The 24,210-nt window shown below is 68.9% G+C and carries 24 protein-coding genes and 2 pseudogenes; 8 read left to right on the plus strand and 18 right to left on the minus strand.

The window, feature by feature from the left end; all coding sequences use genetic code 11:
* Positions 1–62: 62 nt before the first annotated feature.
* From ACHMXA_RS10855 to ACHMXA_RS10890, 8 genes and pseudogenes are all read right to left on the minus strand, one after another.
* Positions 63–419: a DUF1161 domain-containing protein gene (locus tag ACHMXA_RS10855; RefSeq protein ID WP_395320649.1), complete on the minus strand. Its 357-nt coding sequence runs from the start codon at positions 417–419 to the stop codon at positions 63–65.
* A 102-nt stretch (positions 420–521) separates the two neighbouring features.
* On the minus strand, positions 522–2,072 hold the full coding sequence (locus tag ACHMXA_RS10860; RefSeq protein ID WP_395320650.1) for an AAA family ATPase: 1,551 nt from the start codon (positions 2,070–2,072) through the stop codon (positions 522–524).
* A gap of 9 nt (positions 2,073–2,081) precedes the next feature.
* On the minus strand, positions 2,082–2,639 hold the full coding sequence (locus ACHMXA_RS10865; protein ID WP_395320651.1) for a hypothetical protein: 558 nt from the start codon (positions 2,637–2,639) through the stop codon (positions 2,082–2,084).
* On the minus strand, positions 2,640–2,816 hold the full coding sequence (locus tag ACHMXA_RS10870) for a hypothetical protein (protein ID WP_395320652.1): 177 nt from the start codon (positions 2,814–2,816) through the stop codon (positions 2,640–2,642). It lies immediately after the preceding gene.
* Between the two features lie 24 nt (positions 2,817–2,840).
* Positions 2,841–4,556: a hypothetical protein gene (locus tag ACHMXA_RS10875; protein WP_395320653.1), complete on the minus strand. Its 1,716-nt coding sequence runs from the start codon at positions 4,554–4,556 to the stop codon at positions 2,841–2,843.
* A gap of 10 nt (positions 4,557–4,566) precedes the next feature.
* The gene (locus tag ACHMXA_RS10880; protein ID WP_395320654.1) at positions 4,567–5,064 is read right to left on the minus strand and encodes a hypothetical protein; all 498 of its coding nucleotides are present in this window, start codon (positions 5,062–5,064) and stop codon (positions 4,567–4,569) included.
* 201 nt (positions 5,065–5,265) lie between these two features.
* Positions 5,266–7,498, minus strand: a pseudogene (locus tag ACHMXA_RS10885) (NADP-dependent isocitrate dehydrogenase).
* Positions 7,499–7,646: 148 nt separating this feature from the next.
* Positions 7,647–8,576, minus strand: a complete 930-nt coding sequence (locus ACHMXA_RS10890; RefSeq protein WP_395320655.1) for a LysR family transcriptional regulator — start codon at positions 8,574–8,576, stop codon at positions 7,647–7,649.
* A gap of 117 nt (positions 8,577–8,693) precedes the next feature.
* Here ACHMXA_RS10890 and ACHMXA_RS10895 point away from each other — a divergent pair, with 117 nt between their 5' ends.
* A complete protein-coding gene (locus ACHMXA_RS10895) occupies positions 8,694–9,557 on the plus strand; it encodes an oxidoreductase (protein ID WP_395320656.1) in 864 nt (287 codons plus the stop codon).
* 9 nt (positions 9,558–9,566) lie between these two features.
* On the opposite strand, the gene ACHMXA_RS10900 is transcribed toward ACHMXA_RS10895, so the two are convergent.
* Complete coding sequence (locus ACHMXA_RS10900; protein WP_395320657.1) at positions 9,567–10,205, minus strand: ATP-binding cassette domain-containing protein; 639 nt, start codon at positions 10,203–10,205, stop codon at positions 9,567–9,569.
* Positions 10,206–10,261: 56 nt separating this feature from the next.
* Here ACHMXA_RS10900 and ACHMXA_RS10905 point away from each other — a divergent pair, with 56 nt between their 5' ends.
* On the plus strand, positions 10,262–11,029 hold the full coding sequence (locus ACHMXA_RS10905; protein WP_395320658.1) for a hypothetical protein: 768 nt from the start codon (positions 10,262–10,264) through the stop codon (positions 11,027–11,029).
* 19 nt (positions 11,030–11,048) lie between these two features.
* Here ACHMXA_RS10905 and ACHMXA_RS10910 read toward each other — a convergent pair whose 3' ends face one another.
* Both ACHMXA_RS10910 and ACHMXA_RS10915 read right to left on the minus strand, forming a co-directional pair.
* Positions 11,049–12,341, minus strand: a complete 1,293-nt coding sequence (locus ACHMXA_RS10910) for a CynX/NimT family MFS transporter (protein WP_395320659.1) — start codon at positions 12,339–12,341, stop codon at positions 11,049–11,051.
* Entirely contained in the window at positions 12,341–13,018 is a 678-nt protein-coding gene (locus ACHMXA_RS10915; RefSeq protein ID WP_395320660.1) for a FadR/GntR family transcriptional regulator, read from the minus strand. Before ACHMXA_RS10915 ends, ACHMXA_RS10910 begins: the two co-directional genes overlap by 1 nt.
* Before the next feature lie 346 nt (positions 13,019–13,364).
* Here ACHMXA_RS10915 and ACHMXA_RS10920 point away from each other — a divergent pair, with 346 nt between their 5' ends.
* Positions 13,365–14,258, plus strand: coding sequence for a LysR family transcriptional regulator (locus ACHMXA_RS10920; protein ID WP_395320661.1), 894 nt, complete (start codon positions 13,365–13,367; stop codon positions 14,256–14,258).
* Between the two features lie 15 nt (positions 14,259–14,273).
* Here ACHMXA_RS10920 and pbpC read toward each other — a convergent pair whose 3' ends face one another.
* On the minus strand, positions 14,274–16,538 hold the full coding sequence (gene pbpC / locus ACHMXA_RS10925) for a penicillin-binding protein 1C (RefSeq protein WP_395320662.1): 2,265 nt from the start codon (positions 16,536–16,538) through the stop codon (positions 14,274–14,276).
* Between the two features lie 282 nt (positions 16,539–16,820).
* Here pbpC and ACHMXA_RS10930 point away from each other — a divergent pair, with 282 nt between their 5' ends.
* Complete coding sequence (locus ACHMXA_RS10930) at positions 16,821–17,033, plus strand: hypothetical protein (protein ID WP_176664397.1); 213 nt, start codon at positions 16,821–16,823, stop codon at positions 17,031–17,033.
* 79 nt (positions 17,034–17,112) lie between these two features.
* Here ACHMXA_RS10930 and ACHMXA_RS10935 read toward each other — a convergent pair whose 3' ends face one another.
* The 4 genes from ACHMXA_RS10935 to ACHMXA_RS10950 form a co-directional block, all read right to left on the minus strand.
* Positions 17,113–17,739: a LysE family translocator gene (locus tag ACHMXA_RS10935; protein ID WP_395320663.1), complete on the minus strand. Its 627-nt coding sequence runs from the start codon at positions 17,737–17,739 to the stop codon at positions 17,113–17,115.
* A 50-nt stretch (positions 17,740–17,789) separates the two neighbouring features.
* Positions 17,790–18,152 carry a GFA family protein gene (locus ACHMXA_RS10940; RefSeq protein ID WP_395320664.1) on the minus strand — a complete coding sequence of 121 codons (363 nt, stop codon included), beginning with the start codon at positions 18,150–18,152 and terminating at the stop codon, positions 17,790–17,792.
* Positions 18,153–18,296: 144 nt separating this feature from the next.
* Positions 18,297–18,575: a DUF2277 domain-containing protein gene (locus tag ACHMXA_RS10945; protein WP_176664400.1), complete on the minus strand. Its 279-nt coding sequence runs from the start codon at positions 18,573–18,575 to the stop codon at positions 18,297–18,299.
* Positions 18,576–18,632: 57 nt separating this feature from the next.
* Positions 18,633–19,220: a GNAT family N-acetyltransferase gene (locus ACHMXA_RS10950; RefSeq protein ID WP_395320665.1), complete on the minus strand. Its 588-nt coding sequence runs from the start codon at positions 19,218–19,220 to the stop codon at positions 18,633–18,635.
* 129 nt (positions 19,221–19,349) lie between these two features.
* Here ACHMXA_RS10950 and ACHMXA_RS10955 point away from each other — a divergent pair, with 129 nt between their 5' ends.
* The 4 genes and pseudogenes from ACHMXA_RS10955 (at position 19,350) to ACHMXA_RS10970 (ending at position 22,100) form a co-directional block, all read left to right on the plus strand.
* The gene (locus ACHMXA_RS10955; RefSeq protein WP_395320666.1) at positions 19,350–19,637 is read left to right on the plus strand and encodes a hypothetical protein; all 288 of its coding nucleotides are present in this window, start codon (positions 19,350–19,352) and stop codon (positions 19,635–19,637) included.
* Between the two features lie 46 nt (positions 19,638–19,683).
* Positions 19,684–20,865 carry a DUF3182 family protein gene (locus tag ACHMXA_RS10960; protein WP_395320667.1) on the plus strand — a complete coding sequence of 394 codons (1,182 nt, stop codon included), beginning with the start codon at positions 19,684–19,686 and terminating at the stop codon, positions 20,863–20,865.
* Positions 20,849–21,626 (plus strand): annotated as a pseudogene (locus ACHMXA_RS10965) (alpha/beta hydrolase family protein). Before ACHMXA_RS10960 ends, ACHMXA_RS10965 begins: the two are co-directional and overlap by 17 nt.
* A gap of 81 nt (positions 21,627–21,707) precedes the next feature.
* Positions 21,708–22,100, plus strand: a complete 393-nt coding sequence (locus ACHMXA_RS10970) for a four-helix bundle copper-binding protein (protein ID WP_395320668.1) — start codon at positions 21,708–21,710, stop codon at positions 22,098–22,100.
* A gap of 12 nt (positions 22,101–22,112) precedes the next feature.
* Here ACHMXA_RS10970 and ACHMXA_RS10975 read toward each other — a convergent pair whose 3' ends face one another.
* Positions 22,113–23,471: an amidase gene (locus tag ACHMXA_RS10975; protein ID WP_395320669.1), complete on the minus strand. Its 1,359-nt coding sequence runs from the start codon at positions 23,469–23,471 to the stop codon at positions 22,113–22,115.
* Complete coding sequence (locus ACHMXA_RS10980; RefSeq protein ID WP_395320670.1) at positions 23,471–24,190, minus strand: DUF2848 domain-containing protein; 720 nt, start codon at positions 24,188–24,190, stop codon at positions 23,471–23,473. Before ACHMXA_RS10980 ends, ACHMXA_RS10975 begins: the two co-directional genes overlap by 1 nt.
* Between the last annotated feature and the right edge of the window lie 20 nt (positions 24,191–24,210).

Raw genomic sequence — 24,210 nt, forward strand, 5'->3', positions numbered from 1 at the left:
ACTCCGGCCGCGAGATTGGGTGGTGCGGGCAGGGCCGGGCGGCGGGCGCCGCCGGGTTGCCGCTACTGCTTCCTGCAGTTGCCCATGGTCACGGTGCCGTCCTTGCACTCGGTGATCATGGGTTCGTCCGTGCCCTGCGCCGGCTTCGGCATCGGGGCAGATACGGGGGTAGATGCAGGAGGAGCCGGTGCGGCCCCCGCGTCCTTCAGATAGACGACCTTCTTCGTGCCGAGCTCGCAGCTGCCCACCACCTGGCCGTTCGCCGATGCGTTCGCATCGATGACGGTGACGGTGAAGCGCGCCACGCCGCTCGCGGCGATCTTCTGTTCGATGCGGGTGCGCAGCGCCTCGCAGTCCTCTGCGCCGTGGGCGGCACCTGCGAATGCCAGCATGAGGGAAATCAGCAGACAGTGTTTCATGGTGGGCCTGTCTCACTCGGCGAGCTTTGGGTGAGCCAACAGTCTAGTTGTGAAGGGCGGGGCAAAATCCCCGTTCTTGTAACGTGCGTGTGCCGTATTGCATCAGCCCAGTACCTGGCGGCGCGGGCGCGGCTGGTTCTGAGCCGCGCCGATGGGCTGGCCCGATGCCGGCACCGCGCGCTCGCGGCCCCAGGCACGGATGCTCTCGATCTGCTCGGGCGCGGTCTTCGACAGCGGCACGACATTCATGAAGGCGCGGCGAAACAGGTCGGGCGTGACGGCTGCGTCGCCGTTCAGGTAGGCCTCCTTGACCACTTCGCGTACCGCCGATTCGAGGTCGGATCCCGCGAAGCCGTCCGACAGGCCGACCAATTCTTCCATCAGTTCCTCGGGCGGCGTCTGCTTGAGGCCCCGACGCGTGTAGATGTCGATGATCTCGCGGCGTTCCAGCGGCGTCGGCAGGTCGACGAAGAACAACTCGTCGAAGCGGCCCCGGCGCAGCAACTCGGGCGGCAGTTTGGACACGTCGTTGGCGGTGGCCACCACGAACACCCGCGAGCGCGCCTCCTGCAGCCAATACAGGAACTGCCCGATGAGGCGCGTCGAGGTGCCGCCGTCGCCGCTGCCTTGCGCGCCGGCCAGGCCTTTTTCGATCTCGTCGATCCACAGTACGCAGGGCGAGACGTGATCGGCCGTGGCCAGTGCGTCCTTCAGGCGAGATTCGCTCTGTCCCAGATACTGGCCGTGGATGGTCGACAGGTCGAGCCGGTACAGCGGCAGGCTCCAGTTGGCCGCGATGGCCTTGGCCGAGAGCGACTTGCCGCAACCCGGTACGCCCACCAGCAACACGCCGCGCGGCGGGCGGATGCCGCGTTCGCGCAGGTCGGCGGTGAGCAGTGGCCGTTCCTTGTCGAGCCATGCCTTGAGGCCGCCGAGCCCGCCCACGTTCAGCTCCGTGCCGCGCACGCTGACTCGCTCGATACCGGAGATGTCCGCGAAGATGCGGTCCTTGGCGTGCATCAGCTCGACCATGTCGGCCTTGGTCACGCGGCCGTTGGCCAGCAGCGTGGCGATGATGTTCTCGGCCTCGATGCGCGAAATGCCCGCGAGGATGGCCGCGGCTCGGCGCTCGTCGTCGGCATCCCATTCGATGGGGAAGTGGCCTCGATAGGCGTCGAGGTTCTCACGGATGATCGCGAACATCTCGTCCTCGCTGGGGGCCGAGAGCGTCAGCGACATGCCGGCGCGCTGCAACTGGCCCCACACGGGCTTGGTCGTGATGACCATCACTACCCCACTGTGTTCGGCGGCCAGCATGACCACGTCGAGCAGGTGGCGCGCGGAGGCTGTGTCGTCCTCGATGTCGGACACCTCCGTCAACACCATCGACAGGTTTTGCCGCTGCGCGAACTGCTGGCTCGCGAAGTCGACGGCTCCGGCGGACGACCGGTCTTCATTGACGCTGCGGCCGGTCGCGAGCTCGCGGGTGCCCTGGGAGAGCGTGTGCACGTACACCGGCGCGTTCAGCGTGGCACCTACCTCGCGCAGCAGGTCGAGCACGCGGGCGCGCTCCGCGCTGCGGATCGAGATGAACGGAATGCGCGCCTTGAGGTAGCGCGTGAGGGTGGCCTTGAACTCGGTGGTGTCGCTCATCGGTACTCTTCAAATCAGGATGTTGCGCCGCCGCGTACCGGAAGAAGGCATGTCCGTGGGGGCGCTTGAAGCTTGCATGGAAGGCGCGGCGACCCCGGAGGCGGCCAGCGCGTCGTAGCGCAGCAGGTTGTTGTTCTGCAGCAGCAGGCGCAGGCGCCCGCTGCGGTCGGCTTGGGCCGAGTCTTCGAGCGACTTCTGCGAGCGCTCGGCGAACTTGCGCACTTCGCTGGTCAGGTGCGCGCGCAGTGTTTCGGCAAAGACCGGGAGCTGCGCGAGCCGGTGCAGAAAGAACAACGACTGGCGCGCGTTGAGGATCGCCCGCACCACGCTGCCTTCGTCCGCGCCCATGCGCAGGTCGCGCGTCAGGTGCTCGGAACAGCGCGTCAGCCGGGCGCTGAACTCATCGGTAAGTCGCTGCGCGAACAGCGGACCGACGCCGCCGCTCCACGACAGCCCGCCGCCGCTCATGTGCGCGAGGCAGGCCTCGTCTTGCGTGCCCGAGGCCAGGCGGTCGAGGCATTCGCTCCACTGCGCATAGGTCCGGGGGCCTTCCGTGGGCGCCGGCATCTACTTGACGCGGCGGATGAAGGGCGTGGCCGGCAGCAGGTCCCAGGCGGGCAGGGCGCCGGCCAGTGCGTCGGGCGCTTCGGCCGGGGTTTGGTGCGGGGTCGCGGGGGGGGTTGCCGGAGCGAGATCAGCGGGCAATGTGGGCGCGGTCGCTCCAGGGATGATGACGCGGTTCATGCGTAACTCCTTCTTGTCGGTTTCTCAGCCATTGACCAGGACGCGGCGCACCGTGTCGTGCGACGAGAGGATGTGTTGCCCGGGAGTGATGCTCTCGAGCAGCGCCGTCACGTCCGCCGCCACTGCGTCGCGCTTGGCGATGTCGCGGCGCAGTTCGACAACCTCGGCCACGCAGGCGCGCAGTGCCTGGCTCGATTGTTCGAGGAGCGTAGCGAAGTCGGCCCTGATCTTGTCGCGCGTCTTGTCGAGCTGGCGATAGGCCAGGAACACCCACGTCAGGCAGCCCGCGCCGATCAGGAACGGGAATAGGCCGGCGCCAAAGGCCACCAGCATCAGCAGGACACCGATCACCAGGCCGGCCCAGTGCATGCCCGTGAGCTTCACCTGCGCCAGCGCATCGGCTTCGCGCCTGGCGATGTCTTCCTTCAGGCTGGCGAGCAACTCTGTCTCGTCCTCGCCGTTGGCGGTGCTGCCCTTCCAGTCTTCGATGGTGATGTCGATGCGCGTCGGTACGGCCATGCGTACGCCGGCGGTGACATCGGCATGGGCGTCCACGATCCAGTCGCGCGAATGCGCAATGGCAAAGCGCTGCGTGGCGCGCGTGACGTACGAGGTCTCCGGATGCATGGCCGCGTTGGTCAGCAGTTGCGTGAAGTCGACCTGCTCTTCGAGCGCGGTGCTTTGCAGGTCATGGCGCTTGCGGGCTGCGTTCTTGTCGCCGCTTTCCTCGATGATGAAACGGCACATTTCTTCCTGGCGGCGCAGCGGCAACTCTTCGTCGTCGAAGCGCGTTACCAGCTTGTTCAGCAGGTCGTCCACCGCCGTGAGGATGCTGGGCGCGGCCTTGATCTCGCCCTTGAAGACGCCGTCGAAGTGCGTCAGCACGGCCTGGTGCATGGCCACGCCATTGAGCGCGTGGTTGACGTCCGTCCAGGTCGGGCTGAAGCGCTTGAGGTGGCTGTAGCGGCCGCCGTGGTCTTCGTTGGGCGTCTTGGAGAGCAGGCCCTTGCTCCACTGGCTGCGCTGCGTTTCCACGAAGCCGGCTTGCTGCGAAAGCTCGTCGATCCAGGCGGAGATGCGCTTGCTGCAATACATGCTCACGTCGGCACCGAACACGCCGTTGGCCATGGCATCGATCATGACGACGGTCTGGCGGTCGAGCTTGTATGGGTTTTGCAGCGCGAAGTAGCGGTCGAGCCAGGTGCGGTTGGCTTCAGTGCGGTTGGCGCGGCGCGACACGAGCGCGAAGAACAGCGAGGTCTTCTCGTCGTCGCGACGTACTGCTTCAGCCAGCGCGCGTGTCGCCAGCTCGCGGTTGTCTCCGAGCCAGGCCGACAGGGCCACCAGCGCAGGCGCCAGCCAGTAGCGGGGCGCAGAGATCATCAGTTCTTCAGTGGCGCTGCGCAGCGTTTCGTTGCGCACCAGCTGAACGTCGGAGGCCTGCAGGATACCGGTGGCCTGACGGCGCACTACGGCGTAGTAGCCGAAGGCAGTTTCCAGTTCCTGGCGCACTTTGACCTGACGGGTCTCTGCCAGCGAGAGTTCCTTGGCCTTGAGGTCGGCCTCGACGAAGTCGGCAAAGGCCTGTTCGAGCCGCGAGAGCTCGGAACGGGTCTGCGTCAGGTCGCGCCCGACCGATTCGACCTGACCGGAGACCGTGCCGATGTCGCCCTGCAGGCTGCGCAGTGACCCCAGGATCATGCTCAGGTCGGCGAGTTGAATGATGCGTTCTGAACTCATGGGTCGCCTTTCAAATGTCGATGATGGCCGTCTGGCCGGAGGCGCTGACGGTGATCAGCCGGTTGGAATACACCTCGATGAAGGCGTAGCCGGGATGTTGCGCGAGCGAGCGGGCGCGCTCCATCAGGGAAGGCAGCGCCTCACCGGCCTTGAAGTGCTGGATGATGCTGCCGGCACAGGTCAGGGTATGCACTTCATAGGGCACGCCCAGGTAGCACTTGGCGACGATGCCGATTGGCAGCGCGTCGATGGCCACATCGGGGAGCTCCTGGCGTATGGCTGCCAGCAGATCTTGCGTGGCTTGGGCCGCCTGGGCACCGTGCAGGTGCGTCCCGGCGTCGAGCCGGGTCATGGCCTCGATATAGGCGGTCGAGCGCTTCTGGCGCAGGCGCGCCTGCAGCGCGGCCCCGCCCAGCACGGTGCGGGTGGCTGTCTGTGTGTCGGTGGGGCGCAGCGACAGCTGCGGCCCGGCTTCTGCGGGCTTTGCGCCCATGATGGCTCGTGCCATTTGCCTCCCTCCTGTTGAACTCCGTGGTGTGCGCTTCGTTGGCGCTGGCATGCTCGTTGTCGCCCGGTGTCCGGAGCGCGAGTCGGTATTCTGACGTGAATGCACCGGCGGCAGGCCTTGTGGCCCGAGCGCCGGTGCAGCAGTTTGAGCCGGGAATTCAACTGTGCGGCTCTGGCCTCCGCACCGCGATTCCCGTGAGCCTTACGCCGAAGCCAGCGCCGCGTTCAGCGTGGCGCTCGGGCGCATGATGGCCGAGAACTTGACCGGGTCGGCCAGGTAGTAGCCGCCGATGTCCACCGGCTTGCCCTGCACGGCGGCGAGCTCGTCGACGATCTTCTGCTCGTTGGCGGTGAGCGTCTCGGCCAGCTTCGCGAAGGCGGCCTGCAGTTCCTTGTCCTCGGTCTGCGCGGCCAGTTCCTGCGCCCAGTACATCGCCAGGTAGAACTGGCTGCCGCGGTTGTCGAGCTGGCCGGTCTTGGGCGAGGGGTTCTTGTTGTTGTCGAGCAGCTTGCCGGTGGCGGTGTCCAGCGTCTTGGCCAGGATGGCCGCCTTCTTGTTGTTCGTCTTCAGGCCCAGGTCTTCCAGGCTCACGGCCAGCGCGAGGAATTCGCCCAGCGAGTCCCAGCGCAGGTGGTTCTCTTCCACCAGCTGCTGCACGTGCTTGGGAGCGGAGCCGCCCGCGCCGGTCTCGTACATGCCGCCGCCGGCCATCAGCGGAACGATCGACAGCATCTTGGCCGAGGTGCCCAGTTCCATGATGGGGAACAGGTCGGTCAGGTAGTCGCGCAGGATGTTGCCGGTAGCGCTGATGGTGTCTAGGCCGCGGACCACGCGCTCCAGCGTGTAGCGCATGGCGCGCACCTGGCTCATGATCTGGATGTCCAGGCCCGTGGTGTTGTGCTCGTGCAGGTACATCTTGACCTTGGTGATCAGCTGCGCCTCGTGCGGGCGGTAGGCGTCGAGCCAGAACACTACCGGCATGCCGGAGTTGCGCGCGCGGTTGACGGCCAGCTTGACCCAGTCGCGGATCGCGGCGTCCTTGACCTGGCACATGCGCCAGATGTCGCCTTGCTCCACTTCCTGGCTCATCAGCACTTCGCCGGTGTCCAGGTCGGTGATGTTGGCGACGCCGTCTTCGGCGATCTCGAAGGTCTTGTCGTGCGAGCCGTATTCCTCGGCCTTCTGCGCCATCAGGCCCACGTTGGGCACGGTACCCATGGTCCTGGGGTCGAAGGCGCCGTGCCACTTGCAGAAGTTGATGATCTCCTGGTAGATGCGGGCGAAGGTCGATTCGGGCATCACGGCCTTCACGTCCTTCAGGCGGCCGTCGGCGCCCCACATCTTGCCGCCGTTGCGGATCATCGCGGGCATGGAGGCGTCCACGATGATGTCGTTGGGCGAGTGGAAGTTGGTGATGCCCTTGGCCGAGTCGACCATCGCCAGCTCGGGGCGGTGCTCGTGGCAGGCGTGCAGGTCGCGCTTGATCTCGTCCTGCGTGCTCTGCGGCAGCGTGGCGATCTTGTTGTAGAGGTCGACCATGCCGTTGTTGACGTTGATGCCCAGTTCGTCGAACAGCTTGCCGTGCTTCTCGAAGGCTTCCTTGTAGAAGATCTTCACGCAGTGGCCGAACACGATGGGGTGCGACACCTTCATCATGGTGGCCTTCACGTGCAGCGAGAACATCACGCCGGTCTTGTGCGCGTCCTCGATCTCCTTTTCATAGAAGGCCAGCAGCGCCTTCTTGCTCATGAACATGGAGTCGATGATCTCGCGGTCGAGCAGGGCGACCTTGGGCTTGAGCACGATGGTCTTGCCGCTCTTGGTGATGAGCTCCATCTTGACGTTCGCGCGCGCGGTCGAGCGTCATGGACTTCTCGCCGTGATAGAAGTCGCCGCCGTGCATGTGCGAGACGTGCGAGCGCGAGGCCTGGCTCCACTCGGCCATGCTGTGCGGGTTCTTGCGCGCGTATTCCTTCACGGCCTTGGGCGCGCGGCGGTCGGAGTTGCCTTCGCGCAGCACGGGGTTCACGGCGCTGCCGGTGCACTTGTTGTAGCGCGCGCGGATGTCCTTCTCTTCGTCCGTGGTCGGGTTCTCGGGGTAGTCGGGAATCTTGTAGCCCTTGCCCTGCAGTTCCTTGATCGCCGACTTGAGTTGGGAGACCGAGGCGCTGATGTTGGGCAGCTTGATGATGTTGGCCTCGGGCTTGAGCGTGAGCTTGCCCAGTTCGGCGAGGTTGTCGGGCACCTTCTGGTCGTCGCTCAGCAGATCGGGGAATTCGCCCAGGATGCGGGCCGCCACGGAGATGTCGCTGGTCTCGACGTTGATGCCGGCCGGATTCGTGAAGGCGCGGATGATGGGCAGGAAGGCGTAGGTCGCCAGCAGGGGCGCCTCGTCGGTGAGGGTGTAGACGATGGTGGGTTGCTTCGAGCTCATGCGCTTCTTCCGTAGATCCTGGTTGTCGGGGTGGCTGGAACTTCCGGCGGTCGGGAGGTAGCCCGCTTTTTTCCGGAATCCCCGATTGTCGCCCGCCGGGACCGGGTTTCGCCATGCGGGTTGCCAAGCCCCCGGCGCGAAGCGCGTCTTAGCGGGGTTCCGGCCGGCCGGATGCTTCTTTTTCGAGCATTTCCCGGGCCAGGTCGACAAACGCGCGCAGCTTGGGCGCCTGGGCCGCGCGGCGCGGAAAGTACAAGAACAGCCCCGGCTCCTCGAAGGCCGAATGCGGCAGCACCTGGCGCAGGCGGCCCTCGCGCAGTTCGGCGCGCACCAGCGGCTCGAAGATATAGGCGATGCCCACGTCGGCCAGGGCCAGGTCGCGGGCGTAGAGCGCGTCGGTGACGCGCACCGTGCCCGGCACCTCGACGGACACATGGGCGCCGCCTTGGTCCCGCAGGTCCCAGGCGTAGATGCCGCCCGAGGTCACGAAGCGAAAGCCGATGCAGTTGTGCTGCTGCAGTGCCTCGATGCTGCGCGGCTCGCCAGCCGCCTCCAGATAGCGCGGAGTCGCGACCATGATGGCGTGGAAAGGCGGGGTGAGCCGCACGGCCACCATGTCCTGCGCCACGGTGTGGCCCAGCCGCACGCCGGCGTCGTGGCCGCTTTCCACGATGTCGGCCAGCCCATCTTCGCAGGTGATCTCCATCGTCACCCCGGGGTGGCGGCGCGCCATTTCGGCCACCAGCGGCGTGATGACGAGCGGCAGCGCCACGTGCGGCGCGTTGATGCGCAGCACGCCGCCCACGCGGCCCGACGACTCGCCGAAACGGTCGACCGCGTCGGCAATCTCGCCCATGGCCGGCGCGAGCAAGCCGATGAAGCCGGCGCCGGCCTCGGTGAGCCGCACGCTGCGGGTGGTGCGCGCGAAGAGCGGCTGGCCCAGGTGGTCCTCGACTGCGCGCACCGCATGGCTCACGGCCGAGGCGCTCATGCCCAGCTCGGCCGCGGCGGCCGCGAAACCGCCGCGCCGGTGCACCGCCAGCACGATGGCGAGATGCGGGAGCAGGGAGCGGTCCATTCATGCATCGTATCGCACAGTGCATTCGATTTGAGCCATCTAGTCGATGAGTGGCGTTGGTGGAACAGTCACGCCATGCCTTCACGGCAACCCATCAACCCTCAAGGAGCAAGCTTCATGACCACCGCCGCCAACACCGTTTCGCAAATCCGCAAGACCTGGTTCATCACCGGCGCCGCCTCCGGCTTCGGCCATGCCTTCGCCGAACATGCGCTGGCCCGGGGCCACAACGTGGTCGCCACCGCCCGCGACGCGAGCCGCCTGGCCGACCTCGTGGCGCTGGCGCCCGATCGCGTGCTGGCCACGCCGCTCGACGTGGATGTGGCCGGCGCGGCCGAAGCCGCCGTGCAGGCCGCGGTCGAGCGCTTTGGCCGCATCGACGTGCTGGTCAACAACGCGGGCTATGGCGTGGTCGGCGCGCTCGAGGAGACGCCCGACGCCGAGCTGCGCGCGCTGATGAACACCAACTTCTTCGGCGCCATGGCCGTCACCCGCGCCGCGCTGCCGGTGCTGCGCGCGCAGAGGTCGGGCGCCATCGTCAACATTTCCAGCCTGGGCGGGCAGCTGTCGTTCTCGGGCTTCAGCGCCTATTCGGCCTCCAAGTTCGCGCTGGAAGGCGCCTCGGAAGCGCTGGCGCAGGAGGTGGCGCCCTTCGGCATCAAGGTGCTGATCGTCGAGCCGGGCCAGTTCCGCACCCAGCTCGCGGGCAGCGGCATGCGCCACATGCCGGTGATCGAGGCCTACCAGCCGGTGGTGGGCGCCACCCGCGAGTTCGCGCACAGCATGCACAACACGCAGGCCGGCGATCCGCGCAAGGCCGCGGTGGCCATCGAGAAGGCGCTGGACGCCGAGCACACGCCGCTTCGCCTGCAGCTCGGCGACGATTCGGTCGATGCCGTGCGCGCCCATGCGCAGGCGATGCTCGAGGACATGGAGGCCTGGGAGTCCGTGAGCCGCAGCACGAACTTCGACGCGGCCTGAAGGCGGGCTTCAGGCGAGGGGCAGTTCGATGGTGGCCGCGAGCGGCACGGTGTCGATGCGCGCCGCGCTGGCCACCAGGACGGCGCGGCCTTGCCGCCCGTCGAAGCCGGAAAGCGTGCCCCAGAGGCAGCGCGTCGAGGGCATGTCGAGCCCGGCCGTGGGTTCGTCCAGCAGGACCAGCGGCCGGCCCGACGCGAGCCCGGCCGCCATCCACACCTTGCGCTTCGAGCCGGTCGAGAGCATGAACATCTTCTTATCCAGGTGCGGCGCCAGCGAGAAGCCGTCGGCGATGGATTGCCACTTCGCCTGGTCGAAGCCCGCGTCGCCCTCGGCGAGCGAGGCGGTGCATTCGCGGGCCGTGAGCTGGTCGAAGCGGTCGGTCGTCGGGTCGACGAAGAACACCTGGCGGCGATAGGCCTCCGGCGCGGCGTCGAGGCTCGCGCCCGCCACCGTCAGCCGGCCCGAAGAGGCGGGCAGCGTGCCGGCGATCACCTGGAGCAAGGCCGACTTGCCCGTGCCGGTGTCGCCGTAGAGCAGGGTGACGCCGGGGCCGATGGATGCATTCCAGCCGGACACCAGCGCGGGTTGGTCGGGGTAGGCGAAGCTCAGCGCGTCGATCCGGAGGAGGGCGGGAGAAGAAGGATTCATGGTCGCGTGCGACTTTATCAACCGCCCGCCACCGCCGGTGGCTACCATCCGGCTCCATGAGAAAACAGTCGTTCCTGCTCGCCCTGTCGTTCGCCGTTCCCGTGTTCGCCGCACCGTCGGCGCAGGTGTTCGATGCGGTGAAGAAGCCCGAGTCGATCGATGCGCAGTGGCGCGCGAATCTCTGCAGCCTGCTGCCGCAGCCCTGCAATGCGCAGCAGCTTGGCCTGTATCGCCCGCGAGGCGCCGCGCCCAACAACTACGTGGTGCTCTCGGCCGAGCCGCTGGCCATGGCGCGCATCAGCCGGGCCGATGCCAGGAGCTGGAAGCTCGACCGCCTCCACGATTTCTCCGACTACGCGCAGGCCCAGAAGAAAGACAGCGACGCCAGCCGCTCCGAGGCGCGCCTCTCGCTCGCGCCGGCGCTCTACCCGGTGGCCGAGGGCAAATGGGCCGTGGCCGTGCTGCAGACGGTGTCGGAAGGCTATTCGGGCGGCGGCGCGTCGTTCGACACCGCCGATTTCGTTCCGCTCGAAGGCGGCAAGGCCGTGCAGGAGGACATCCCGTTCTCGTGCTCCAAGATGATCCGCGCCTGCTTCAGCGAGAAGGAATACAAGACCTCGAAGCACTGCCACGACGAGAGCTTCGGCAGCCTGCGCATCGCCTACGGCGAGACATTCAAGCCCGGCGCCCCCTACGACTGGCAATACACCTGGGTGCAGACCGAGTGGCCGCAGAACGAGCCGCGCAGCGCGGCGACCACCACGCGCGTGCTGTTCACCGCGAAGACCACCGAGCGCGCAGGCTTCTGCGGCGGGCCGCAGTAGGCAGCGGACGTTCTGCGCCTCAGTGGCGCGGCACGGTCGTCGTGCCCACGTGCATCGTGCGTCCAGCCCCCAGCCCCGCGATCACGAGCGCGATGCCCAGGCCGATGAAGAGCCACGACGAGGCGCGGAAGCTCCCCGTCCAGCCGTGCAGTAGCCCGGCCACCAGGGGCCCGAAGGCCGCCACCATGTAGCCCACGCCCTGCGCCATGCCCGAGAGATGCGCGGCCACATGCGAATCGGGCGAGCGCAGCACGATCATCGTGAGCGCCAGCGCGAAGGTGCCGCCCTGCGCGATGCCCAGCAGCACCGCCCAGGCCCACACGCCGAAGAAGCCGCCCAGCGGCGCGAACAGCATCGCCAGCATCGCGCCCACAGTGAGCAGCGCGAGCACGACGGCGAGGCCGCGCTGGTTGCGCAGCCTCACCGCCAGCGCCGGCACCACGAGGCAGGTCACCACCTGCGTCATGACCGAAAGAGACACCACGTAGCCGGCCGTCTCGCTGCCCAGGCCGCGCTCGCGCAGGATCGGCGCGAGCCAGCCCATCACGATGTAGGCGAGGGCGGACTGCAGGCCCATGAAGAAGGTGACCTGCCAGGCCAGCCGGTCGCTCCAGAGCCCGCGCACGGTGAAGCCAGATTCGCTCGCCACCGGCTTCAGCGGCAGCGCCTGCGGCGCCCAGATCAGCGTAACCAGCGCGGCCGGCAGCGCCCACATTGCCAGCGCCATGGTCCAGCCGCCGCCCAGCGCGTGCTCGATGGGTACCGTGAGCCCGGCCGCGCTGGCCGCGCCGCCGCACACGGCCATGGTGTACAGGCCCATCATCAGCGCCGCCTGCGAGGCGAAGTCGCGCTTCACCAGGCCCGACAGCAGCACGTTCGACACCGCGATGCCGCTGCCCGCGATGGCCGAGGCCAAAAAGAGCAGCGGGATGTTGCCGGTGCCGCGCAGCACCGTGCCAACGAGGATCAGCACCATGCACCCGAGCAGCGTGCGCTCGGTGCCGAAGCGCCGGCCCAGGCCCGGCGCGAGCGGCGCGAACACGCCCAGGCAGACGATCGGCAGCGTGGTCAGCAGGCTGGCGGCGGTGGCCGAAAGTCCGGTGGCCTTGATGATTTCGGGCAGCACCACCGAGAGGCTGGCGAACACCGGGCGCAGGTTGAAGGCGATCAGCACCACGCTGGCGCCCAGCAGGATGCGGCGCGCGAGGGTGGGCGCGGGCGTGGGGCGCGGCGCGGGCAGGGTGTCGGCTTCGGCGTCGATCAGCAGTTCGTCGCCCGAATGACGCGCCGTGGCGACGGTGGCCGTGCTCATCACGAGCCCAGCGCCAGCGCGTTGATCATCGGCGCCATGAAGGTGCGCACCGCGGCGGCGGCCATGTCGGGGTCGCGGCTGGCGATGCCTTCGATGACGGCGCGATGCGCGGCCTCGTCGGGCTCGGGCAGGGCGGTGCCCAGCGAGCTGGCGATGGTTTCCTTGATGTAGCCGGTGATGAAGCGGCAGGTCTCGGCCAGCGCGAGATTGCCCGACACGTCGACGATGGCCAGATGGAACGCGAGGTCGCGCTCGATGAAGGCCGCGCCGTTGTCGGCCTCGTCGGGCACGCCGCGCCTGTCGAGCAGGGTGTGCAGGCGGCGCAGGTCGCGTGCCGTGTGGCGCACCGCCGCGAGCCGGGCGGCTTCCACCTCGAGCGCCTGGCGCACCTCGAACTGGTCGCGCAGGCTGGCCAGGCGCATCTTCTGCAGGCTGGATGAAGGATCGAAGCCGGAGCGCACATAGGTGCCCGAGCCCTGGCGCACCTCGAGCAGGCCGCGCGACACCAGCGTCTTGACCGCCTCGCGCACCGTGCCCCGGCTCACGCCCAGCAACTGCGCGAGCTGCGGCTCGATGGGGATGCGGGAGCCGACGGCCCAGCGGCCGGCGGAGATTTCGCCGCGGATGCTGTCGGCGGCGGTGTCTGCGAGGGAAGTGCGGGGGGCTTGGGCGAGCATCAGTGGGAAGTCTGGACGTTCAATGATTGGATGAATTCTGCTACCAAACAGAGACCGGGCTCGGCACGCGGCGATTGATTTGCACGACGCCTTCGCAAAAACCGCAACCCTGTTCGAGGATTGCGCAAGGCGATTTCGCGGATTTGTCCGCATTAAGTGAATTTTTCCCGGCCTTGGCCATCTGTTGCCGAAAGTGTGATTCGTCGGGAGCGGACTGTCAGAGAATGAAACTAAAGGTAGCTTGTGAATCCGCAAGTCGCCCTGCTCCCTGGTTCGGCACTCCCTTCCCCGACCGCTGGACGGAGCGTTCAGGGAGAGCAAGAAAAACGGACCCCGTCGAAGCGAAATGAAGGACTTTTCTTTGTCGGACGTGCGGCTCTTCACCAAGGCCGCGCAGCTTGGCGGGCTCACCCCGGCCGCCGAACTGCTGAACGTGCCGAAGGCGTCCGCGTCGCGCCAGCTCCAGAGACTCGAGGCCACCGTCGGGCACCTGCTGCTGCATCGCGGCGCCACCCGCTTCGCGCTGACCGAGGAAGGCCGCGAGTTCCTCGCGGCGGCCCAGCATGCGCTGACCATCCTCGACGACGTCATGCTCGATCTGTCGTCGGAAGGCGGCGCCGTCACGGGGCGGCTGCGCATCGCCGTGCCGCACTACTACGGCAGGGAACTGCTGATGAACCACCTCCCGGCCTTCATGACCGCCTACCCCCGGCTGGAGGTGACGGTCGAGACCGGCAGGGACCGCGCCGACCTGCTCCACGGCGGGGCCGACGTGGCCATCCGCTGCGGGCGCGAGGAAGGCGACGAACTGGTGGTGCGCCACCTGAAGCAGGAGCCGCTCATGCTGTGCGCCGCGCCGGCGTACCTCGCGCGGCACGACCCGGTGCAGGGCCTGCCCGACCTGGCGGCGCATCGCTTCCTGACCACCGAGGCCGATGGGCGCAAGCGCGAGATCAGCCTCGCGACCGTCGAGAAGACGCACCGGATGCGCGTGGAAAGCGTGTTCCGCTCGGACGACCCCGAGATGGTCCTGCGGCTGGCGCTGTCGGCCCGGGGCATCGCGCTGCTGCCGGTGTCGCTGGCGCGGCCTCAGATCGACGGCGCGACGCTGGTGCCGGTGCTGCCCTCGCTGGCGCTGAAGCCGCACGACATCGACCTGAGCTACCTGCCCGCGCGCCGCAACACGCCGAAGATCAAGATCTTCGTCGACTACTTCCTGGACGTCTTCAGGTCGGCCTGAAACCCGCCGGCGGCCTCAGCGCCGGGTGTTCTTCGCCACCACGCCCGCGCCGCGCACTTCCAGCCTGCGCTGGTCGACCACCTTGCCGCTCGCGTCCACCAGCTCGATCACGTGCCGTCCCGGCCAGGGGAACCATTGCACGCTGTTGCCGCGCGCCAGCGGCTTGCCGTCGATGCGCCACTGCACGCCGCGGCCTTCCGAGTCGAAGCGCACGCGCTGGCGCTGCGGCGGGATGTCGGGGTCGAGCGCGATGATGGTGCCGTCGGCCGGCGCAGTGATGCGTGCCGAGGCGGCGTCGGTCGCCATGCCGGTGTCGAGCGCGAACAGCGGCTGCTCGGTGCCCTGCAGGAACCATTCGCTGCGCGCCGCTTCCAGCGGGTTGCCGTCCGCCCCGGGTCCGAAGCTTACGCGCGCCTCGACAACACCCGGCGGCGGCGTGGGCGCGCGGCTCGGTTCGCGCGCGTGCAGGAAGCGCATCACCTCGGCCCACACCGGCGCGGCGCCGCTAGTGCCGCTCACGTCCCACATCGATTCGCCGCTGGCGTTGCCCACCCACACGCCCACCGTGTAGCGCTGCGACCAGCCCACCGCCCAGTTGTCGCGCATGTCCTTGCTGGTGCCGGTCTTCACGGCGGTCCAGAAGCGGGTGGAAAGAATGCTGTCGAGGCCGAAGGTGCGTGTGCGCGCGTTGGGGTCCGAGAGGATGTCGCCGACGATGTAGGCGGCGCGCGGGTCGAGCAGCGGCGCGGGCGCGGCGGAAGAGGTCTTCGGTTTCTCCGCAGGTCTCGGCATCAGCGTCGTCGTCGCGTAGCGCCCGCCGTTGGCCAGCATGCGGTAGGCGTTGGTGAGCGACAGCAGCGACACCTCGGCGCTGCCGAGCGCGAGGCTGTAGCCGTAGTAGTCGCCGCTCTCGCGCAGCGGCAGGCCGGCGGCGCGCAGCTCGCGCGCGAAGGCCTCGGGCGACACCATCACCAGCGTGCGCACGGCGGGCACGTTGAGCGATGCGGCCAGCGCGGTGCGCGCCGACACCGGGCCCTTGAAGCGGCGGTCGTAGTTCTGCGGAATGTAGAGGCCGCTGGCGGTGCTGATCTGCGCCGACGAGTCCTCGATCAGCGAGGCCGCCGTGATGCGCTTCTCGGCGATCGCCTGGGCGTAGAGCAGGGGCTTGAGCGTGGAGCCGGGCTGGCGCAGCGCGGTCACGCCATCGACCTCGGCGGCCTGGCTCAGCGGACCGGAGGAGCCGACCCAGGCGAGCACCTCGCCGGTCGCGTTGTCGAGCACGACGAGGGCGCCGTCTTCCACGTGGCGGTCGCGCAGCTCGCGCAGGTGGCGCTGCAGGGTGTCGAGCGAAAAGCGCTGCAGCGATGCGCGCAGGGTGGTGCGCACGCCGGGGTCCTTGTCCTTGCCTTTCGAGGAAGTCGTCGTGGCGGCGGCAACGGGCGACGCCCCCGCGTTCGCATCCCTCAGCTCGCGCAGCACGCGCCGCGCGGCATGCGGCGCGATCCCTTCGTTGGGCTCGAAGGCGCGCCGCTGCACCGCCGCGCTGGTGAACATGTCGAGCGCCTCGCAATCGGTCTTCTGCTGCGGTTCCATCGTGCGCAGCACTTCGCAGGCGCGCTGCGCCACCACGGCCGGCTTGGCGTTGGGCGCGCGCACCAGCGCCGCCGCCACACTGGCCTCGCGCGCGTCGAGGCCGCTGGGCGCCTTGCCGAAGAGCGTGCGCGAGAGCGCGTCGATGCCGACGATCTCGCCGCGGAACGGCACGGTGTTGAGGTACGCCTCCAGGATCTGGTCCTTGCGCCAGTTGCGCTCCAGCTGAGCGGCGGCCACCGTCTGCCCGATCTTCTGCGTGAAGCTGCGACCGCCCGAGCTGCGGCGCAGCTCCTCGTCGAGCAGGCCCGACAGCTGCATCGTGATGGTCGAGGCGCCGCGCGTGCGCGTGTTCCAGAGGTTGCCCCACGCGGCAGCCGAGACGGCGCGCCAGTCGATGCCGCTGTGCTCGTAGAAGCGCTTGTCTTCGCTCAGCACCATGGCCGTGCGCAGCGCGGGCGACACGTCGGCCAGCGCGGTCCACTGGCCGCGCCGCACCGTGGGGTCGGTGCGCACGCGCTGCAGCAGCTCGCCGCTGCGGTCGAGCACGGCGGTGTCGGAGGAGCGGAAGTCGCGCTTCACTTCCTCGAAGCTCACCACGGCCCGGGCCGGAAGCGACCATGCCGCGACGATCAGCAGGGCTGCGAGGGTCTTGCGGGACAAGGCGAGGGCGAAGGGCGCGGACTGCATCGGAGAAGAAGGGAACACCGGTATCCAGAAGCAAAAGCGTGGGTGCCGGCATTCTCTCTCGGCGATGCACCACGGGAACCCCGCCTACCGCGCAATGCGCCGCCGGCCGCCTCGTGCAGGCGCCGCAGAGGGCCAGAGTTCAAGCCCGGGACCACATCCGGTAACGAACTTCACGCGAGGGCTTCAATGCGGAAACCCGGCGCGTACCGGCGTGGCCTTCAATGCAATACCGGCTCGCAGGAGGCGAGCCCCGGTTCCACAAACATTCCAAGGAGAACTCGCATGACGAAGACATTGGCGATCCTGTTGGCCGCATCGGCCATCCTGGCCGGCTGCGTGGTCGCACCCTACGACCGTCCGCCGCCGCCGCGCCCGCACTATGGCTACGGCGATCGCGACCGCGACGGCGTGCCCAACCGCTACGACCGTGACCGTGACGGCGACGGCGTTCCGAACCGCTACGACCGCAATCCCAACAACCCCTACCGCAACTGATCCGCAACTGATCCGCGGAACAACGAAAAAGGCCGCGAAGCATTGCGCTTCGCGGCCTTTTCGTTTTTGGGGGCGGAGCTCAGCCCGGCCGGCGCGCCATCAGCGCCCAGACGCCGGCCGCGCTCAGCAGCGATCCGCCCGCGAAGTTGAAGCGCCGTTGGGCGCGCGGCGAAGACAGCAGCCTGCGCGCCGATCCCGCGAACACCGCGTAGAGCGTGGCGTTGGTCGCTGCCAGCACCACGAAGGTGACGGCCAGCACCCAGAGCTGGCGCGTCACGTCGGCCGCCGGGCTGATGAACTGCGGCAGGAAGGCCACGAAGAACACGATGCCCTTGGGATTCAGCGCGGTCACCAGGTACGTGTTGGCGAACAGGCGCAGCCGCGAGGCGGGCGCGGCCGGCGCGGCGATCTCGGACGACGAGATGCCCGCGCGCAGCAGCTTCACGCCGAGATACAGCAGGTACAGCCCGCCCACCCACTTCACCACCGTGAACCAGAAGGCCGAGGTGGCGAGCAGCGCGCCCAGCCCCAGCAGCGACACCACCAGCGCGGTGGAGTCGCCCAGCGCCACGGCGGCCACCAGCGGCAGGTCGGCGCGGCGCCCGTGCGACATCGAATAGCTGATCACCGTGAGGATGGTCGGCCCCGGAATGATCAGCATGACGGCGGAGGCCGCGACGAAGGCGAGCCAGAGTTCGATGGGCATGTGCTTTTGTCTCCAGATGGTGGTTGTTGCGGAAAACGGTTCTTTCGTCGTCAGATGCCGATGGCCGTGCGCGCGACGTGCCAGGTGCCGCGGTGTCCGTCCACGTAGCTGATCGGCGAGCGGGCGAGGTCGTCGAGGTCCACGTCGTCCAGGCAGGTCACGTTCACGCCGTAGGCGTTCTCGCCGGTCTGGGGCGAGTGGCCCACGCCGAAGGAGCGCACGCTGCAATGCCTGCAGACGATGTAGTGGCTGTTGCGGGTGTCGAGCATCTGCTCGCTGAGTTCGGATTCCCCTTCGATCAGCCGGAAGGCGTCGGTCGCGACGATGGCGGGCCAGAAGCGGGTGCGGGTGCAGATCGCGCAGTTGCAGCGCAGCGTGCCAAGGCTCAGGTCGATGTCGGCCTCGAATCTCACGGCGCCGCAGTGGCAGCCTCCTGTATAGGTCTTTTTCATACGCTCGGAATTCGCATGGTGGTGCTGGATGGCACCATATCAAAGGCGATGCCGCGGCGCTGCGCAGAGGTCATTGGCGGGGCTCGGTTCTCCCGCCGCATCCGATCAGGCGGGGCCGCCGCCGAAGCGGATGGCCGCGCGGGCCTTGGCGCGCTCGGCCTCCACGGCGCGGTCGCGCGGCTCGGCCGTGGTGACCAGCGAGTCGATCAGCCGCGCCGCCGTGGCCGCCACCTCGTCGACCGCCCGGCCGAAGGCTTCCTCATTGGCCTTCGAGGGCACGCTGAAGCCGCTGAGCTTGCGCACGAACTGCAGCGCGGCGGCGCGGATTTCCTGCTCGGTGGCGGGCGGCTCGAAGTTGTAGAGGGTCTTGATGCTGCGGCACATGGAATCTCTCCGTTGCGTGGTCGGTCGCTGGTTGTTCCCCGGTCGTTCCGAAATCGTTCACGAGCGGAAAAGTCGCGCCTCCAGCTGCTGCCGCACTTGCGGCCACTCGTCGTCGATGATGCTGAAGCGCACCGAGTTGCGCTTGCGGCCGTCCGGCATGATGCGCTCGTTCCGCACGATGCCTTCCTGCTTTGCGCCCAACCGCAATATGGCGGCCCGCGATTTGGCATTGATCTCGTCGGTGGTGAGCTGCACGCGCACGCACTGCAGCTCCTCGAATGCGTAGCGCAGCATCAGCAGCTTGGCCTCTGTGTTGACGAAGGTCTTCTGCCACGAGGCCGAGATCCAGGTGCTGCCGATCTCCAGCTTGCGGTTGACGCGGTCGATCTTCCAGAAGCGCGTGGAGCCGATGACCTTGCCCGTTTCGCGCACCACGGTGGCGAAGGGCATCACCGTGCCGGCGTCGCGCCCCGCGAGGGCGTTGCCGATGTAGGCGCCTACCGTTTCGGCCGAAGGCACGAGGGTGAACGGCAGCTTCCAGAGCTCGCCGTCGGAGGCGGCCTCCACGAGTGCCGCCGCGTCGGATGCGAGGAGCGGGCGCAGCAGGAGACGGAGACCGGTCAGCGATGGTTGTGCGATCGACATGGGCCGCACGATAGCCGATGGACGGCCCCGCGCGCCGGACTGTTCCCACACGCATCGGCACTTCCTTCCCACCGTCGGCGGCGCGTGTCGGCTGAACATGGGGCAGTGAACAAGCCAGGAGGCCCATCCATGACTTCGAAGCAGCAGCAGGCAGAACAGAAATCAGAGCAATCGCCGGAATCGCCGGGCAAGTTCCCCTTTCCCACGTCCGGCGACCCCGAGAAGGGAAAGGCCGAGATCGCCAAACCCACGCCGCAGCCCTCCAGCGAGGAGGCCCTGGACAGCGGCGTGGAAGAGTCCTTTCCGGCCAGCGACCCGGTTTCCGTGACCGTGACGAAGGTGAAGCTTCCTTCTTCCGATGAGAAGGAGGACGCGGAAAAGAAGAAGGCCGGCAGGAACGCCGGCTCCAAGGGCTGAAGCCGCCGTGCAAGCGCTCCCCCGAGACCAGGAAGGGGCCGGCCCCGTGGATGCCCCGGAAGAGGCCGGCCTTGCCCCGGGGCCATGCAGCGTCGTCACCTGGGACGTGGACCCGCGCGGCTACTGCAGCGAGCACGAGCACGCCACCCGCGCCAACTACGGACAGCGGCTGGCGGCGCTGATGGACTGCGCCTTTGCTGGCGAATACGACGAATACGACGGCGCCCGGCAAGCCGGTGGCTCTTCGGCGTCCCCGGCCTCGCGGCACTACTTCGTGCCCAGCGACACCCTTTCCGACCCCGTCCGTGCGCGGGCCATGGGCATCGTCGGCGTGGACGACCTGTTCGGCGGCGTGGTGCCGCACGCCTTCGTCGCCACCAAGGTCATCTCCCATCCGCTGATCGACGACGGCAGCGCCGCCAGGCCGGAGGGCTGGTCGGAGCGCTTTGCGTCGGAGGTGGGTGAGGCGGTGTTGCCGGGCTACTCGTGCTTCTCCGCCGACGAGGCGGCGAGGGCGGGGCGCGCGATGCTCGAAGCGGGCGCCGTGCGCCTCAAGCCGGTGACCGCGACCGGCGGACGCGGGCAGATCGTGGCGGAGAGCGCCGGCGCGCTCGAAGCCAGCATCGGCGCCATGGACCCGGCCGAGATCGCACGCACCGGCCTGGTCCTGGAAGCGAACCTCGAAGACCCGGTCACCTGGAGCGTCGGGCAGGTGCTCGTGGCGGGCATGGTCGTCAGCTACTGCGGCGTGCAGCGCACCACCGGCGACAACGCCGGCCAGGAGGTGTACGGCGGCTCCGACCTGATGATGGTGCGCGGCGATTTCGACGTGCTCATCGCCGGCGTCGCGTCGCCCTCGCTGCGCCGCGCGATCGAACAGGCGCGGCGCTACCACCGCGCCGTGATCGACTGCTACCCCGGCTTCTTCGCCTCGCGCGTGAACTACGACGTCGCGCAGGGCGTCGATGGCCGGGGCGAGTGGCGCTCGGGCGTGCTGGAGCAGTCGTGGCGCGTGGGCGGCGCCACCGGCGCCGAGATCGCGGGGCTCGAAGTGTTCCACCGCGACCCGGCGCGCAGCGAGGTGCGCGCGTCGTGCTTCGAGGTGTACGGCCCCTCCGTGCTGGTGCCCGCCGATGCCATCGTGGCCTACCAGGGGACCGACAGCCGGGTCGGGCCGTTGGCGAAGTACACGATCCTGCCCGGAGACCGCCATGCCGACGCGCCATAGCACCATCGACATTCCGGTGGACGGCCAGCACATCGAGGGCACGCTGTTCGCGGCCTCGACGACGGTGCCCGGCGTGCTGCTGGTCCACGGCTGGGACGGCAGCCGGGAGCAGTACGCCAAGCGCGCGCACGAGCTCGCGGCGCTGGGCTGCGTGTGCCTGACCTTCGACCTGCGCGGCCACGCGCGCCACGCCGCGCAGCGCATGGAAGTGACCCGCGAGGACAACCTGCGCGACGTGCTGGCGGCCTACGACGCGCTGGTCGGGCACCCGGCGGTCGATCCGGAGGCGGTCGCCATCGTCGGCAGCAGCTACGGCGGCTACCTGGCCGCGCTGGTCACCGCCATGCGGCCGGTGCGCTGGCTGGCGCTGCGCGCGCCGGCGCTCTACCGCGACGGCGAGTGGGACACCCCCAAGGGGCAGCTCAGCCGCTCCGACCTCGTTGCCTACCGCCGCTCGCTGGTCGGCCCCAAGGACAACCGCGCGCTGGCCGCCTGCGCCGACTTTGCCGGCGACGTGCTCATCGTGGAATCGGAGCACGACCAGATCGTGCCGCACCCGGTGGTCGAGAACTACCTGGGCGCCTTCAAGCGCGTGAAGTCGGTGACCTACCGGGTGCTCTCCGGCGCGGACCACGCGCTGTCGAAAACAGGAGTGGCGCCAGGCCTACGGCTCGCTGCTGGTGTCGTGGGTCACGGAGATGACGCTGGGCGCCAAGGCCACGGCCACCCTCACCAAGCCGCTGGCCAGCACCACCGCCTGAGAGACGACGCCGCGGGGCGGCGATCTCCCACAGCCTGTCGCGGCGCCCGGGCGGAGAACGAACGCGAAAGGACACCCACCCATGTCGAACACCAACATCGAAGAAGCCGTGGAACGCGGCACCGGAGGCGCCGGTTCCGCAGCGGATGCCGGCCGCCTCAACCGCTGCATCGCGCTGTGCAACGCCTGCGCCGTGGCATGCGAACGCTGCGCGTCGGCGTGCATCGCCGAAGGGGCGGGCGCGCGCATGGCCCGCTGCGTGCTGCTGGACCTGGACTGCGCGGCGATCTGCACCGCTGCCGCCGGCATCATGGCAAGGAACAGCGAGAACGCTGGCCTCATCTGCAGCCTGTGCGCCGACATCTGCAGGCTCTGTGCCGCGGAATGCGCCAGCCATTCGCAGCCGCACTGCAGCCGCTGCGCGGAGGCCTGCAACCAGTGCGAGGCCGAATGCCAGCGCATGGCCACGGCTTGAGCGGATCGGCCGTCAGCCCGGCGCGCGTTGCTGCAGCGCCGCCTCTGCGGCCAGCGCCACCGCGGCCAGCCGCGCGTCGTCGCCGCGCACCGACGCCAGCATCAGCCCCACCGGCAGATCGCCCGGCGCCTGGCATGGCAGGCTGAAGGCGCAGCCGTCGAGCAGGTTGATCGCGAAGGTGTTGCGCAGCAGCAGGCCGTTGGCCCTGAAGAAGGCCGCGTCTTCCGCCAGCGCCGCGATGGGCGGCGCAACGATCGGCACGGTCGGGCACACGAGCGCGTCGAAGCCCTCGATGGCGCGCTCGACGCGGCCGATCCAGTTTCTCCGGCGGTCCTGCATGGCGATGTAGTCGGCCGCGCGCACCTCGGTGCCGAGGGCGATGCGGGCGGCCACGCGCGAGTCGAAACCGTCGCGCTTGGCGGCGAAGCGTTCGCGATGCACGGCCGATGCCTCCACCGGCGAGAAGCCGCCGGGCGCGTTGACGGTGGCGATCTCCGCGAGCTCGGCCAGCGTGATGTCCACGATCTGCGCGCCCGCGGCCGACAGCGTCTGCAGCGCACCGTCGAAGGCGCGTGCGACGGCGGGTTCGATGTCGTCGAACATCAGCGTGCGCGGCACGGCCAGGCGCACGCCCTGCAGCGGACGTCGGCGCACCGCGAGCGGCGCGTCGGCGATGGCGGCATCGGCGGCCAGGCAGTCTTCCACTGTGCGCGCCATGGCGCACACCGTATCGAGCGAGCGCGCGAGTTCGAACGCACCCGTGCGCGGCACGCGCGACTGCGTACTCTTGAAGCCGACCAGCCCGCACAGCGCGGCGGGAATGCGGATCGAGCCACCCGTGTCCGAGCCCAGCCCCGCCACCGCGAGGCCCAGCGCCACCGACACCGCCGCGCCGGACGACGAACCGCCCGGAATGCGCGCCGTCTGTGCATCGGCCGGATTGCGCGGCGTGCCGTAGTGCGGATTGATGCCCACGCCCGAGAACGCGAACTCCGTCATGTTGGTCTTGCCGACGATGGCCGCGCCCTGCGCGCGCAGCCGCGCCACGGCAACCGCGTCGTGCGCGGCCGGCGGCTCGCCCGCGCAGACCGCGGAGCCGGCCATGGTGGTCTCGCCGGCCACGTCGTAGAGATCCTTGACCGAGACGGGCAGGCCGGCGAGCGGGCCGAGCTCGATGCCCGCCTTGCGCGCCGCGTCGGCATGGCGCGCGGCGGCGCGGGCCGCGTCGGCGTAGAGCCGCGTGAAGACATGGGCCGCGGCGGGCTGCGCGGCGGCATCGAGCACCTGCTCGACCAGCGCCTCGTGTGACAGCTCTCCACGCGCGATGCGTTCGCGCAGGGCCGCAATGGTGAAGCCGTTCTTCGTCGTCATCACGCCACCACCGGCAGTGCTTCCACCGCATAGCGATGCACGATGCGGCGCCGGAGCTTCGGGTCGTGCAGTTCGATTTCCATCTGCGCGGCGGGACGGATGCCTTCGCCCTTCGCGTTGGGCAGCGCGCCCAGCGTGCCGCAGGTCATGAAGAGGCCCTCGGGCGCGGAGCCTGCGCCGGGCATGCCGTCGCGCAGGCCGGCCAGCGGGCGGATCGAGGCGAGCGTGCCGCGCTGGTAGTCGATCCAGCGGCCGTCTTCGAGGATGCGCGAGCGCAGCTCCAGCGTGTCCTGGTGCGCCTGCACGTCGCGCCAGCGCCAGGCGGTCTCGGCCACGGGCTTGGCGCACATCTGCTTCGACACGGCCACCGAGTAGCTCTCGACCTTGCGGTCGGTGTGGTCCGAGGCCACGCTCAGCCACCACTCGCCCTGCGAGAAGAACAGCACCGGCTCGGCCTCGCCGGAGCTCTGGTCGCCCAGCGCCTCGATGGCGGGCGATTGCGTCAGCAGCTGGGCCGCCACGCGGTAGTACAGCGGCACGCTCGAAGGGCGCGGCACGCCGAGCGCCGCAAGCTCCTCGATGTGGTGCTCGATGGCGGCAATGTCGCGGCCGGTCCAGCCGGCCACCACCAGCGCGCGGGGCGCGACGAGGTGGATGGCCGCGGAGCGCGTGTCGTCGTCGGCGATGCCCTCGCAGGCGAAGCGCAACAGGGAATTCATGTTGTTCGTGCTCGCCATCG

The organism is Variovorax sp. UC74_104 (assembly GCF_044055375.1).
In the GTDB taxonomy this organism is placed as follows: Bacteria; Pseudomonadota; Gammaproteobacteria; order Burkholderiales; family Burkholderiaceae_C; genus Variovorax.